The organism is Lishizhenia tianjinensis (genome assembly GCF_900116425.1).
Lineage (GTDB): Bacteria > Bacteroidota > Bacteroidia > Flavobacteriales_D > Crocinitomicaceae > Lishizhenia > Lishizhenia tianjinensis.
The window spans coordinates 657,874-671,866 of sequence record NZ_FPAS01000001.1 but is presented as its reverse complement, the minus strand read 5'-3'; the positions used below and the strand labels follow the sequence as shown (position 1 = coordinate 671,866).

Annotated in this window: 14 protein-coding genes; 12 read left to right on the top strand and 2 right to left on the bottom strand. The window is 37.7% G+C overall.

Annotated elements, in window-relative coordinates; translation table 11 throughout:
* Positions 1-141 precede the first annotated feature (141 nt).
* From BM327_RS03275 to BM327_RS03265, 3 genes are all read left to right on the top strand, one after another.
* Positions 142-711: a helix-turn-helix domain-containing protein gene (locus BM327_RS03275; RefSeq protein WP_090246282.1), complete on the top strand. Its 570-nt coding sequence runs from the start codon at positions 142-144 to the stop codon at positions 709-711.
* A 93-nt stretch (positions 712-804) separates the two neighbouring features.
* Positions 805-3,012 (top strand): heavy metal translocating P-type ATPase, encoded by a 2,208-nt coding sequence (locus tag BM327_RS03270; protein ID WP_090246279.1) that lies wholly within the window; start codon positions 805-807, stop codon positions 3,010-3,012.
* A 31-nt stretch (positions 3,013-3,043) separates the two neighbouring features.
* The gene (locus BM327_RS03265) at positions 3,044-3,682 is read left to right on the top strand and encodes a hypothetical protein (RefSeq protein ID WP_090246276.1); all 639 of its coding nucleotides are present in this window, start codon (positions 3,044-3,046) and stop codon (positions 3,680-3,682) included.
* Here BM327_RS03265 and BM327_RS03260 read toward each other — a convergent pair.
* Positions 3,679-4,320 (bottom strand): SanA/YdcF family protein, encoded by a 642-nt coding sequence (locus BM327_RS03260; protein WP_090246273.1) that lies wholly within the window; start codon positions 4,318-4,320, stop codon positions 3,679-3,681. The genes BM327_RS03265 and BM327_RS03260 overlap by 4 nt on opposite strands.
* Position 4,321: 1 nt before the next feature.
* Positions 4,322-5,551 (bottom strand): 4-hydroxy-3-methylbut-2-enyl diphosphate reductase, encoded by a 1,230-nt coding sequence (locus BM327_RS03255; protein ID WP_090246271.1) that lies wholly within the window; start codon positions 5,549-5,551, stop codon positions 4,322-4,324.
* 157 nt (positions 5,552-5,708) lie between these two features.
* On the opposite strand from BM327_RS03255, the gene BM327_RS03250 reads away from it, so the two are divergent.
* The 9 genes from BM327_RS03250 to BM327_RS03210 all read left to right on the top strand — a co-directional run bounded on the left by BM327_RS03250 (position 5,709) and on the right by BM327_RS03210 (position 13,984).
* On the top strand, positions 5,709-6,353 hold the full coding sequence (locus BM327_RS03250) for a protein-L-isoaspartate(D-aspartate) O-methyltransferase (RefSeq protein WP_090246268.1): 645 nt from the start codon (positions 5,709-5,711) through the stop codon (positions 6,351-6,353).
* Between the two features lies 1 nt (position 6,354).
* Positions 6,355-7,059, top strand: coding sequence for a hypothetical protein (locus BM327_RS03245; protein WP_090246266.1), 705 nt, complete (start codon positions 6,355-6,357; stop codon positions 7,057-7,059).
* A gap of 1 nt (position 7,060) precedes the next feature.
* Positions 7,061-7,831 (top strand): hypothetical protein, encoded by a 771-nt coding sequence (locus tag BM327_RS03240; RefSeq protein ID WP_090246264.1) that lies wholly within the window; start codon positions 7,061-7,063, stop codon positions 7,829-7,831.
* Between the two features lie 280 nt (positions 7,832-8,111).
* Entirely contained in the window at positions 8,112-8,354 is a 243-nt protein-coding gene (locus tag BM327_RS03235; RefSeq protein ID WP_170853655.1) for a lipopolysaccharide assembly protein LapA domain-containing protein, read from the top strand.
* A gap of 2 nt (positions 8,355-8,356) precedes the next feature.
* Positions 8,357-9,169, top strand: coding sequence for a hypothetical protein (locus tag BM327_RS03230; protein WP_139230228.1), 813 nt, complete (start codon positions 8,357-8,359; stop codon positions 9,167-9,169).
* Positions 9,170-9,353: 184 nt separating this feature from the next.
* Positions 9,354-11,687 (top strand): choice-of-anchor B family protein, encoded by a 2,334-nt coding sequence (locus BM327_RS03225; protein ID WP_090246258.1) that lies wholly within the window; start codon positions 9,354-9,356, stop codon positions 11,685-11,687.
* A 56-nt stretch (positions 11,688-11,743) separates the two neighbouring features.
* On the top strand, positions 11,744-12,694 hold the full coding sequence (locus BM327_RS03220) for a glycosyltransferase family 2 protein (protein ID WP_090246255.1): 951 nt from the start codon (positions 11,744-11,746) through the stop codon (positions 12,692-12,694).
* The gene (locus BM327_RS03215; protein ID WP_090246253.1) at positions 12,694-13,236 is read left to right on the top strand and encodes a D-glycero-alpha-D-manno-heptose-1,7-bisphosphate 7-phosphatase; all 543 of its coding nucleotides are present in this window, start codon (positions 12,694-12,696) and stop codon (positions 13,234-13,236) included. The genes BM327_RS03220 and BM327_RS03215 overlap by 1 nt, the downstream gene beginning before the upstream one ends.
* Positions 13,229-13,984 carry a toxin-antitoxin system YwqK family antitoxin gene (locus BM327_RS03210; protein WP_090246251.1) on the top strand — a complete coding sequence of 252 codons (756 nt, stop codon included), beginning with the start codon at positions 13,229-13,231 and terminating at the stop codon, positions 13,982-13,984. Before BM327_RS03215 ends, BM327_RS03210 begins: the two co-directional genes overlap by 8 nt.
* Positions 13,985-13,993 lie beyond the last annotated feature (9 nt).

Below are 13,993 nucleotides of genomic sequence, written 5' to 3'. Positions count from 1 at the left end.
ATAGTTAATCGACTATAATATTGAGAAGGGAAGTGGTTTGCACTTCCCTTTTTTTGTGACCTGTATTTCACATTACCCTTTCCCAACTTATCCATCAATTTTTTCTTCCTCTTTTAAAGAAAAGCTTACCTTTAGTTAGGTATGAATACGAAACAAATCATTATTAAAAATATGGTCTGCCCGCGATGTATAGCGGCTGTTAAATCTTTATGCGAAGATTTGGAACTACAGGTGGAAGATGTAGAGTTGGGAAGACTAAAACTATCAAAAGATCCAACAAGAGAAGAACTCATAAAACTAGACGAAGGATTAGAGGGCTTGGGTTTTGAGCGCAGTGAAAGTGTGCAAAATGATTTGGTAACGCAGATAAAATCTCTTGTGGTACAACAAGTACATCATACCAAAGAACCTTTAACGGTTAATTTTTCAGCCTTCCTCAGTGAGCAAACACATCACGAATACACCTATTTAAGTAAACTCTTTTCAAAAGAAGAAGGAGAGACCATAGAACAGTTCATACTCAAACAAAAGATAGAAAAGGTGAAAGAATTATTGAGTTACGATGAAATGAGTCTTTCTGAAATTGCCTTTCAAATGAATTATAGCTCGGCGGCTTATCTTTCGAGTCAGTTTAAAAAAGTAACCGGACAAACTCCGAGTGCCTTTAAGAAAAGCGAGGAAAAAAAGCGTTTGAGTATAGATCAACTCTAGAAAACCAAAATCTTATAAAATCTCCACAAAATTGTATAAGTATATTTTTAGTTGAATGGACGAACTTTGTTGTAATCATTAAACACAAAGAAAATGTCAAAAACAATTAAAAATACATTTCCAGTAGAAGGAATGAGTTGTGCGAGTTGTGCCAACCACGTTGAAAAAGCCTTGAACAATCAAGAGGGAGTAATTCATGCTGCCGTAAACTTTGCAGATAACTCCGTAACTATAGAGTGCGAAGCCGATGTAAACAAAGAAAGTTTGCGCGATGCAGTGAGTGAGGCAGGTTATACTTTGTTGATAGAAGATGAAGACGAGGAGGAGCGGAAAGGTGAGGCGTATCAAAAGAAATTAAAGAATACCATTTGGGCAGGAGTGTTTACACTCCCTGTCTTTGCACTATCCATGTTTTTTATGGATTGGAAGCCCGGGGAATATATCTCCTTTGTTTTAAGTATTCCAGTTTTGTTTGTTTTTGGTAAACACTTTTTTGTCAATGCGTTTAAACAAGCCAAGCACGGACAAGTCAACATGGATTCTTTGGTGGCCATGAGTACAGGTATCGCTTTTCTAATCAGTACTTTCAATACTTTTTATCCGCAATTTTGGATGGAACAAGGGTTGATGTCTCACGTCTACTTCGAGGCAGCTACGGTTATCATCACTTTTATTTCCATAGGTGATTTACTCGAAGAAAGAGCCAAATCAAAAACCAGTGCATCCTTAAAGAAACTCATCGGATTACAACCCAAGGAAGTGCAAGTTGAGCGCTGGGGTGAAGTTCAAACCATAAGCATAGATAAAGTTGCGGTTCACGATGTTGTTTTGGTGAAGCCCGGAGATAAAATTCCTGTGGATGGAGAGATAATTAGCGGTGATTCTTATGTAGATGAAAGTATGATTACCGGTGAGCCTGTAGCTGAATTCAAGCAAAAGGATGATCAGGTATTTACAGGTTCTATCAACCAAAATGGTAGTTTTAAAATGAAGGCAGCCAAAGTAGGGAAGGATACTTTTCTTGCCCAAGTGATAGAACGTGTAAAGGAAGCGCAAGGAAGTAAAGCTCCTGTTCAAAAGTTAGCCGATAAGATTGCCAGTGTTTTCGTTCCAACAGTTTTTGGTATCGCTTTATTGACCTTTGGGGCTTGGATGTTGTGGGGAGGTGAAGATAAGGTCTTCCATGCCACCATGAATGCCATAGCCGTGATGGTTATTGCCTGTCCATGTGCCCTTGGATTGGCCACACCAACAGCCATAATGGTTGGGATGGGTAAAGGAGCAGAGAACAATATCCTCATTAAAAATGCGGAAAGCTTAGAATTGGCGCACAAGGTGAATGCCATTATCATTGATAAAACAGGAACGGTTACGGAAGGAAAACCCGTAGTTACAGATATCCTTTGGAGCAAGGATGCGAAAACTGAAGTGTTAAATCCTATCTTATTAGAAATTGAAGAGAAATCAGAACATCCTTTGGCGCATGCCATTGTTCAACGTCTTAAAGACGAAGGTATAAAGAGCAGTGATGAATTAAAATCCTTCGATACACTTAAAGGTAAAGGAGTTAAAGCAAAGGATGAGGAAGGTGTGGAATATTTCATTGGTAGTATTGCTTTGATGAAAGAACTTGCTATTCCTCTTCCGCAACATCAATTAGATGAAGCGGAAAATTGGCAAGGTGAAGCCAAAACTTTGGTGGCTTTTGCCAATAAGGCGGGTGTTTTAGCATTAATTGGAATTCGAGATGAAATAAAGGAAGGTGCTAAATCTGTACTTGACGATTTAAAAGCTTCTGGAATTGATATCTATATGATGAGTGGAGATAGTCAAGCTACAACTGCTGTAGTTGCTAAAGAACTTGGACTTACTCATTTTAAAGGAGGCGTGCTTCCGCAAGACAAGGCAGCATTGGCGAAAGACCTACAAACACAAGGTAAAACGGTAGCCATGATAGGTGATGGTATTAATGATACGGAGGCTTTGGCGCAAGCAGATGTAAGTATAGCCATGGGACAAGGTTCTGATGTAGCCATAGATGTGGCGCAAATCACCCTTATCGGTTCTGATTTAAAATTACTCAACAAAGCCTTTGCAATTTCTCATTTAACGGTAAAGGGTATACGACAAAACCTCTTTTGGGCCTTTATCTACAATTTAATCGGTATTCCTATCGCAGCAGGTGTACTGTATCCTATCAATGGATTCTTGCTAGATCCAATGTTGGCGGGTGCAGCCATGGCCTTTAGTTCTATTTCTGTAGTATTGAATAGTTTGCGTATTAAAGGACAAAAGATTTAGTTATTTTAGGTGACGTTAGTCAGTTGAAAGCATGAGGAAGATTTATTGTATTAGCGGATTAGGGGTAAATCATAGGGCTTTTACAGCTTTAAATCCAAGGGACGTGGAATTAATTCCGGTTCCTTGGATTCCTTTTAATAAGAAAGAGAGCTTAAAAAGTTATTCCAAGCGTTTGTATGAAAGTATGGATGTAGAAGAAGAGTTTTCGCTTCTAGGGTTGTCTCTTGGCGGAATGCTTGCACAAGAAATTTCAAAAATCCATGCACCCAAGCATTTGTTCTTGCTTTCAACGGCTAAACATCCTAAGGATATTAGTAGAATTCTGCTTTTGGGTAAACTAGGGGTTCAGTATCTATTGCCCGACTTTATGTTAACCCATTCTAATCCCATCTTAGATTGGTATTTTGGAGCAAAATCAACTCATTCTACACGTATTCTTAAAGAAATGATGGCAGACGCAGACCCTGTATTTATTCGAAGAGCTATAGATGCGATTGCACGGTGGGAGGGTTGTACTACAATTCATGCTCATATTATACACGGAGCATCAGATAAATTAATACCCGCCAGAGAAGATGCTGATTTACTTTTGCCAGAGGAAGGTCATCTAGTAGTATTGGAACAGGGGGAGGCTATTTCCTTGTATATAGAAGATAAACTACAGGACTAACAGCTACTCATCTTTTCAGTTTTTCCCAAAAATTTAGGACGCTTGAAAATCAAGTAACAATCAATAAAAGCATTGGTTCTGGCCAAATATTCCCTAACATTGATAAAGCTAAATTTGGATTTATTTGCCTTTAAATCCTTACAGTTATAGGCAATGGCATCAATTCCTAAGGCGTGTGCTAAAAACAAAGCGCGTTCGTTGTGAAAATTTTGAGAAATGATTAAAAATTTATCCTGCTTAAAAATCTCCTTGGCCCTGTACATACTGTCGAAAGTTCTAAATCCTGCGTAATCTAGGGTGATTACACACGCAGGTATACCACGTGCAATTAAATCGTCACGCATATCTTCAGGTTCACTGTAGTTACTTCTTCCGTTATCTCCAGAAATTAATATTTGTTTAATGTGACCTTTCTGATAAAGTTCAACCGTGGCGTCAATTCTATATTTGTAATAAGGGTTAATTCCCACTCTTCCATGCTTACCACATCCTAAAAGCAAGGCCGTAGTGTAATCTTTTCCTTCTAAACTTTTGCTGAAATAAAAGTTTTTATGCTGCGCATGTATCTCCACCAATATATTGGCCGAAAGAAAAATACAAATGAAAAGGGCAATCAGGTCGAGGAAAATTGTACGCATTTTAATAGGTGTTTTCTATTTCTTCCAAAACGGTAGCAACCTCTTTTGTATTGTTGTACTTACTCAATAGAGTGTATAAAACTTTGTCTACCATAGCGTCCGGACAAGATGCTCCACTTGTTAAAATGATGGTTGGCTTCTCTTTTTTAGGAAAGAAGTCTGTAGTTGTTTCCATCGTTTTGCTGTGCATATTGAAATGGTGGATTTCTGTTTCACTCTTAATTTCATCTGCAGAAGAAATGTAATAAGTAGGGAATTTTTGTTCTAACAATTCAACTAAATGTGATGTATTAGAAGAATTGTACCCCCCAACCACTATGGCCATATCTGCATCTTGCTCCATTAATGATAGTGTAGCGCTTTGGTTGTCATTTGTTGCATAACATAGTGTATCGCGTGTATCGGCAAAATGATCTTTGATGTTTTCCTCGCCGTATTTTTCAACCATAACCTGCTTCACGTAGTCCGCAATTTCTTGCGTTTCTGTAGCAAGCATAGTTGTTTGATTGATTACGCCAAGCTTTTCAAAATGAATGGAAGGATCAAAATTTTCAGAGTATTTACCCTCGAAGGTTTGTGCAAATTCACTTAGATCTCGTTTTCCTAAGATGAAATCGGCCAAAACTTGGGTTTCCTTCAAATCCTTCACAACTATAGAAGGTGCATTTTTAGAACTATGAGAGAATGTAGCTCTGGTTTCTTCGTGTTTATTTTTACCATGTATGATAATAGTATGATCATCAGCTCCTAATTTTGCCGAACGTTTCCATACTTTTTCAACGAAAGGACAAGTAGTGTTGTATTTCTGAACATCAACACCAATTTTAGACAGCTTATCTTCCAACTCTAAGGTTGTTCCAAAGGCAGGAATGATGACAACATCATCTTTGGTCAATACATCAAAAGGAATCAATTGATTACCCAAGGTGTCTTGCAAGAATTGTATGCCCAATCCTTCCAAATCTGCATTTACAATAGGGTTGTGTATCATCTGACTCAACAAATAAATACGCTTCCCTTGATTTTCTTCTATGGCCTTGTAAGATATTTCTATGGCATTTTCTACCCCATAACAAAATCCAAAATGACGGGCAATTAAGAAGCGTACAGCCCCAAAATCTAGTACCGTTGGGTTAAAATCCTTCTTACGTGGATCTTTTTGTTTCCTGATTTCCTTCACCTTAGAAATGAGTTCAGATCTGTAGTGTGCGGGGATGTCAAATTTCTTCATAATGCCTTATATCGTCTTTGGAATACTTACAACAACAAAAATAAAATCTTAAAGTTCAGCACACTGCTTTCTTTTCATATTTATTTAAAGATTTGTTGTTAATATTCTTTGAATTTTTTCTGGTGTTACTTCTTCTATTAAGTCTATTTTTGTTCCGATGGTTGATACATTTAAGCATAAGGGAATGCGTAAACAGCTCATAGAAGAGCTACGTGAGAAGGGAATTAGAGACAATAGAGTACTTGAAGCTTTTGATGCTGTTCCGCGTCATTTTTTCTTGGATTTGGCCTTTGAAAAACAAGCTTATTCTAACATGGCTTTTCAAATTGGTGCTGGTCAAACAATTTCTCACCCTTATACGGTTGCTTTTCAAACCGAATTGCTTGAGTTACAACCGAAAGAAAAGGTGTTAGAGATAGGAACGGGTAGTGGGTTCCAAACTTCTATCTTGTGTGAGATGGGCGTGAAGGTGTTTTCTATAGAACGTCAGCGCGAATTGGCCTTGAAATCGAAGAATATTATTCATCAATTGGGCTACACTCCAAAGTTGTATTACGGAGATGGTTACGCTGGAAAGGCTACGTTTGCACCTTTTGATAAAATCTTAGTTACCTGTGGTGCACCTTTTATTCCGGATGCTCTTTTGGATCAATTGAAAGTGGGCGGAATTCTAGTGATTCCTATAGGTGAGGGAGCTAAGCAAATTATGACTAAAATTGTAAAGAAGAGTGCAACTGATTTTACCAAGCAAGAGTTTGGAGATTTTAGCTTTGTACCTATGTTAGCCCGAACAGCAAAATAGATTGGAAGAACTTAAACCATATACCATAAGTAATAGTATTAAGAATGCCCCCACCGTTCTTTTAACTGAGGAGGGTAAAAACTATACCTTGTGGTCGCCTATTTCAGAAGATCTAAAAATCATACATTACTTGCGAGAGTATTGCTTTGCGCACTTTAAAATGAAGAGTTTTGATACGGCGCGTTTCTCCTACAAAGGTCAAAATTACCTCTGTATAGAGGAGGAAGAAGCAACCATAGAGTTTGATGAATGGCAGGTTTATTTGTGGGAAAGTAAACGGAAATTTAACCAGTTTCTAAAGCCAAGTGCGCTCTTTGTAAGCTTCCTATTTGATACTTTTTTTCCTTTGTACGGCGGTCGTAATACGGTGTTGATAGTCCCTGGAAAAAAGAACTCCTTTAAAATTCATCCTGTACCGGCCAATAATTACGAAAGCTTTAAGTTTTCTCCTTTAAATTTCTCGCAATCAGGACTTAACATTCCTTCGGTTAAACAGTTTTTCGCCTATCAAAAGGCAGATTTGGAAGTGAATCTAGAAGAGTTTTTGGCACTGAATGATGAACGTTTTCAGGTAAACCTAAAACATCAATTGTCCTTATTTCCAAGTAAGCGTAATGCTTATTGGGATGAATTAAAAAAGTGTTTTGATCCTGAATTTTTAAAGTATACAACAGCCTTATTTAAAGACTACATTTTACATTTATAGCATGGAATCTTTCTACTCACTCATATATATTAAACCCAGTGTTTTGAACGACGAGCTACTTTGTGTGGCTTTGTTTACAGCAGGTGCAGAAGGACCACGACTGTATATCTCAGAGAAACGTATGCGTTTGTTGGGTGATGTAGTGCATAGAAATACTTTCTTAAGTCTACGCCGACATTTAAAGGGGTTTCAGCAGCAAGTAGATAAGTACAGAACTACAGGGAATGACTTGTTGTTGTTCGATCCTACCTATAGTTCGGATCAAATGGCCAAGTTGTCTCAACGCAGTAAAAAAGCCATTAAGTACTCTGCGCCAACAACAGTAAATGCCTGGATGGATGAGAATGCTCATTTAGATTTGATGATGAAAATGTTGGGAGATAAACCCCAAAAGAAAAAGCAAGTTCGCAAGAGTTTTTACCACAAATGGAGGGCGCTAACAAATGCCAACCGTTACTTAGAATTTAAACGCGACGTGATGGTTAAAAAGGTGAAACGTAATTCTGATTTGGACATCAAGATAGATCTTTTTTCTAAAGATAAAAAACTGGTAGTTAAAGGTTTGGATTTTAACACTTCAAGCAAGAATGTAAGTGAAAGATTAAAAGAACTTGTGGCACTATCCGATGAATTTAATGCCTACAGTTTGTTGTGCGTCTACCCCAAACCAAGGAAAAAAGCGGGTAGGGATACTTTGAACCAAGTTATGTCAGAACTATCCCTTAAAATTGAATTTGTGCCCATCAATGATTTTGAAACAATGAAATTCTAAATAAATTAAGAATTAAGAATTAAGAATTATGAATGGTGAGTTATTGAATTAGGATTTTGAAATTAACATTTCCAATCTAGGTTCCTGATCGTAGCCGAAGGACCAATTTCAAATTACCAATCTCCAATTTCAAATTTCAAATTTTCTTTCTCCAATTTCAAATTTCCTTTCTCAATTCTCGGTTACCAAATTTCCGATTTCCAAAATGTTTTCTTACATTTTGAGAATGAAATCTTACTGGAACAATTTAAATCTTTTTGGGAAAATTAAACTCGTACTTATGTTACTCCTCGGGGTGGTGGTGCTTGTTTTTATTTTTCAAAATTTAGATGAAGTAACTTTGACCTTTGTCACCTATCAATTCAAAGTGCCCTTGTCTTTAATCCTTCTACTAATCGGTGTATTCGGTTATCTCTTCGCGCGAGTAACGGATATTGCATCCTTTAGTAAGAAAAACAAAGAGATTAAATCCTTACAGCAGGAAATCAAAAATCTAAAAGAGTCACAAATTAAAAACAACTAAAAATGAACAAGATTTTTACATTACTCATGTGCCTATTGGCACTAACACTTGACGCCCAAGAAATTGATATTCCAACGAGTATTACCGTTTCTGAACAGTTACAACCCCTTGATGAACAACAGTGTAATGCCTTTACGCTCAATGTACAAGGAGATGCCAAAGACGTGAAGAAAAGTTTTAAGGAATTCCTAGAAGATAGGTATGCTCTAGAGTTGAAAGGTATAGGTAGTACACTGAAGGGCGAGGCTTTGTCCAATTCGAGGATAAGTGATAAAGTATTCAATTTTGTATTTGTAATTAAAGAGAACGGAATGAGCAATGCGCTAGCCCTTTATATGCGCTTGAGCAATGGAGAGTACGTGAGTTCTGAAAAGTATGCTGATGAGTCGGATGTGCTTGAGCATTTATTGAAAGACTTTGCTAAAAGCTTTTATGCAGATATAGTAAATGAAAGAATAGAGGAGAAAACAGATGAGTTAGAAAAGTTGAACAAGGAGCGCAAAAAAGATGTTTCAGAACAAGCGAGTCTGGCAAAGGAAATTTCGAAAAATGAAAAGAAAATTGCCAAATACGAAAGCAAAGTGTCAAAGGCTCAATTGAAGATAGAAAAGTATCAAGAGGAGATAAAGAGTGAAGAAGAAGAAATTGCTCAGAATACGCAAGAAGTTGAAGAAATTAAAGCAGAGAATTCCAAGACAGAAGCGAAGAAAACAGAGGTGGAGACCGACTTGGAAACCAATAACAATTTAATCTCTGAAAAAAGTAAAGAATTAAAAGCTTTACAATCCAAACTCTCTCAACTCCTAAGTTTCTAAAGCGGATATTTTTATCTTCGCACCATGAAATTGAAAGAGACATTTAAAAAATATCATCCTTATTTCGTGGACGTTTGGCAATACCTGGTAATTATTTTGGTATTCATCATTGCCGCATTTTTTATATTGTAAGGAAGTCGCCCGGTGTACAACACATTCGGGCGATTTTTGTTACATTTATTCCATGAAGAGAAACCTCCTACTTGGATTTATTTTTACGGGCATTTGTGTTTTTAATTCAGCACTTGCTCAGTTGAATATAGATAGTCTTTCACATATAGATTATGTGAGTACGCACACTACTTTTTTAAATGATGTTTGGGGATACACCGATGAACTGAACAATGAATATGCTTTGGTTGGAGCCGAAAATGGCGTGGCTGTAGTAGACGTTACACAACCCAGCAACCCTCAAGAGATTTTCTGGGAAACAGGTGCATACAGTGTTTGGAGGGATTTGAAAACCTTTGGTGATTATGCCTATGTCACCACAGAAGCCGATGCAGGTTTGTTCATTATGGATTTAAGTGGATTACCGTCGAATACACAAATTCCTACGACCTATTTTACAGGGGGGAATGGTGTGGATACTCTTGGTTCGGCCCATAACTTATGGATAGATGAAAATGGCTTTTGCTATATTTTTGGTGCCAACATAGGAAATGGTGGAGTACAGATTTATGATTTAAACCCCAATCCACTTCAACCTACATGGGTAGGAGAGTTTGATTCCTATTATTGTCACGATGGTTATGTACGCAACGATACAGCTTATTTTGCCCACATATACGAAGGTTTTTTTACCGTTGTTGACGTAAGCGATAAAGCCAATCCTGTTGTTTTAGGGTCTAAGGATACACCCACTAACTTCGCTCACAACATTTGGTTGAGTGACGATGGCAATACCGCTTTTACAACCGATGAAATCACAAATTCTTACATTACAGCCTATGATGTTAGCGATCCTACCTCCATTGTTGAACTCGATAGAATACAATCTAATCCGGGAACCAATACTGTTCCACACAATTCGCATGTATTAGGAGATTATGTAATTACAAGTTATTACGCAGATGGTGTAGTTATTCATGATGTTTCTGATCCTGAAAATATGGTTGAAGTAGGGAATTATGATACCTACCCGGGGACTTCAACATCTACGGTGGGGAATTGGGGTGTTTATCCTTTTTTTGCCTCTGGAAATATAATGGCAACAGACAGGGCGTATGGCTTGTTTATACTTGGTCCCACCTATGTACAGGCTTCGAAATTAGAGGGTGTAACCACAAATGCCGCAACCAATGCCTTATTGGATGATGTTCGTGTAACCATTGCAAATAACAACCAAGAGGAGTTTTCAAAACTAGATGGTAGCTATAAAACAGGGATCGCGCAAGCTGGTGCTCGTGTGGTTAACTATTACAAGTACGGTTTTCAAGAAGAAACCAGAACGGTAAACTTTGTGAACGGACAAACACAGGTTGAAAATGTTGCGTTAACGCCTTTGCCTGCTTTCAACCTTACAGTAAACGTGGAGGATAACCAAGGCAATCCCATTTTTGGAGCTTTTGTAGAATTAAGTTTCCCTGCCATTACGTTAAATACTACCTCGAATGGTTTAGGGGAAGCACAGTTCAACCTTTACTATGAAGATAATTACGACTTAACTATAGGGAAATGGGGATACGTTACGAGTTGTGAAGAAATTAGTATAGATCAGAATACAGGACAAATTACTGTAGTTTTAGAAGAAGGCTATTACGACGATTTTACTTTCGATTTTGGTTGGTCGAGTTATGGTGATGCTGAAGCAGGATTGTTTGAACGTGTTGTTCCTTTGGGACAGGGAGATATTTATGCACCCAGTCAACTCTATGGTGATAGTCCTTGGGATTGCGGAGAAATGGCCTATGTAACAGGGAATGGCGTGAATTACGACGAGGTGACCAATGGTGTAGCTCTTCTTACATCTCCCGTATTTGATGTTACAAACATTGCAGATCCTTATGTGAATTACAGAAGGTTTTTCTTCAATGAGTTTGGCCCCTTTCCACCCGATGATACGCTTCGAATTTCCTTGTCGAATGGTATAGAAACAGTAATCATAGATAAAGAAGGTGCAACGGGAACGGACTTCGTAAATAAATCCATACGCATTGCTGATTTTTTAACACCTACAGCCAACATGCAGTTGACCTTAAGTGTAAGTGATATAGAACCTCAAGGTAACATCGTTGAAGTTGTTTTTGATGAATTTTACATAAGCGCTCAAGACAATAGTTCAACACAAGAGGTGAGTATGGCGCAGGCTTTACACATTTACCCCAATCCAACAGAAGGAATAGTTAACTTAAATACCACCCAGAAAGGTGAATTAATAGTTTATGATCAAACAGGTAGAATAGTGTTTACACAAAAGGTGTATGAAGTTGTAAATCAATTGGATTTGAGTGCTTTAAATGCAGGTGTTTATACGCTTGTTCTAGAGGGGGCTCAAGCAAAAATTGTTTTGCAATAGGATAAGCCTGAGTAGAAAAGAAGTTTTTTCATTTACATTTTTATCTTTGTTTCCGTATGAGTACTTCGAAGCAAATATCAATCGTAGTTCCGCTCTATAACGAGGTGGAATCTTTACCAGAATTACACAAATGGATTGTTCGCGTAATGAACGATAACAAGTTCACCTATGAGGTGATGTTTGTTGATGATGGTTCTAAAGATGGATCTTGGAAAGTTGTTGAAGAACTCAGAGCGCAAGACGATAACGTAAGAGGAATCAAATTCCAACGTAATTACGGGAAGTCGGCGGCATTGCAAAAAGGTTTTGAAGCGGTTGTAGGTGATGTTGTAATCACTATGGATGCCGACCTTCAAGATTCACCCGAAGAAATTCCAGAACTTTACCGCATGATCACAGAAGACGATTTTGATGTGGTTTCAGGATGGAAGAAAAAACGTTACGATCCAATTTCGAAGACTATACCTACCAAATTATACAACTGGGCAGCTCGTAAGTTAACCGGTATTTATTTGCACGATTTTAACTGTGGTTTGAAAGCTTACAAATTAGCCGTTGTTAAAAGTATAGAAGTGTATGGTGATATGCACCGTTACATTCCACCACTAGCAAAATTCGCTGGTTTCAACAAAATAGGCGAGAAGGTGGTAGAGCACCAAGCTAGAAAATATGGAACAACTAAGTTTGGTTTAAACCGCTTTGTAAACGGACCTTTAGATTTACTTACTGTTGTGTTCATGGGGAAATTCGGAAAGAAACCCATGCACTTTTTCGGAGCTATAGGAACCTTATTGTTCATCATAGGATTTGCCTTTGCTTTATACTTGGCTTTTATGAAGGTGTTTATTGATCCATCAGGAACATTGTTGGCACGCAAAACAGAGTTTTTCTTAGCTCTCGCTGCGATGATAATTGGTTGTCAATTCTTCTTAACAGGTTTTATTGCAGAACTCATTGGTCGAAACTCATCTACACGTAATATCTATTTAATAGAAAAGGAAGTTTAATGATTACTTGTTCGAAAGATTGGACCTTATTTTTAGACAGAGACGGTGTAATCAATCAGCGTAATTTTGACGGTTATATAGAAAAACCGGAAGATTTCTTTTTTGAAGAAGGAGCATTAGAGGCCTTGCTTGCATTTAGTCAACTCTTTCAAAGAGTAGTTGTGGTAACCAATCAACAAGGTGTAGGGAAGGGAATAATGACAGCTCGTAACCTTTCAGAGGTTCATACTTATATGCTTGAAGAAGTAGAGAAGGCAGGCGCAAAAATTGATCACGTATTCTATTCTGCAGATTTAAAAACACAAGAGAACAATTCAAGAAAACCCAATCCTACGATGGGCTATTGGGCGCAAGAGATGTTTCCAGAAATTGATTTTAAAAAATCCATCATGGTAGGAGATACCAATGGTGATATTCAATTCGGGAAAAAACTTGGCATGACAACTGTTCTTATTAAATCCAAGGAAGAAGTAAGCGAGCAAGCCGACTTTGAATTCAACAGTTTATTAGAATTAGCAAAAAACATTCAACACAATGCGTAACATTTTATTTTTCACGTTTTTAATCATCTCAGGTGTTCTATTTGCGCAACCCAATAAAGTGGATGCTCAAGGTAGAAAGCAAGGAGAATGGGGGAAGAAATACGAAAACAAAACTGTTTACATGTACAAGGGGCAGTTTAAAAATGACAAACCCGTAGGGAAATTCATTTACTGGTACCCAAACAATGAAATTAAAGCCATCATCATACACGATGAAAACTCTAATCGATCTGTGGCTTATACTTATCACGAAAATGGTAAAATGATGTCTTACGGTATCTACAGAGATCAAAAAAAGGATTCAGTTTGGAATTACTATGGAACATCTGAGAGGTTGAGTTTAAAAGAGACCTATAAGAATGGCGTTTTACATGGGGTGAAAACCATCTATTATGTACCGCAAGAATTGGGTAAGCCAACCACGCAGGTAGCCAAAACCATTACCTATAAAAATGGTGTGTTGGATGGACCAATGAAGGCTTATTTTGACAACGGTGTACTGAAGGAATCTGGGAATTACACCGATGGAAAACGCAACGGAGTTTTCAAAATGTATACACCATCTGGGAATTTACAGTTTACTTACAGATATAAAATGGATAAGTACCATGGCTGGCAACAGACCTTTGATGCAAAAGGTTTGGTTATCGGTAGTAAATATTACGTTCACGGTAAAGAATTAAAAGGTGAAGCCTTGGATAAATACATGGCAAAGCTTAAAGAAAAAGGTGTGAATCCCAACGACTAGACAGGTGTT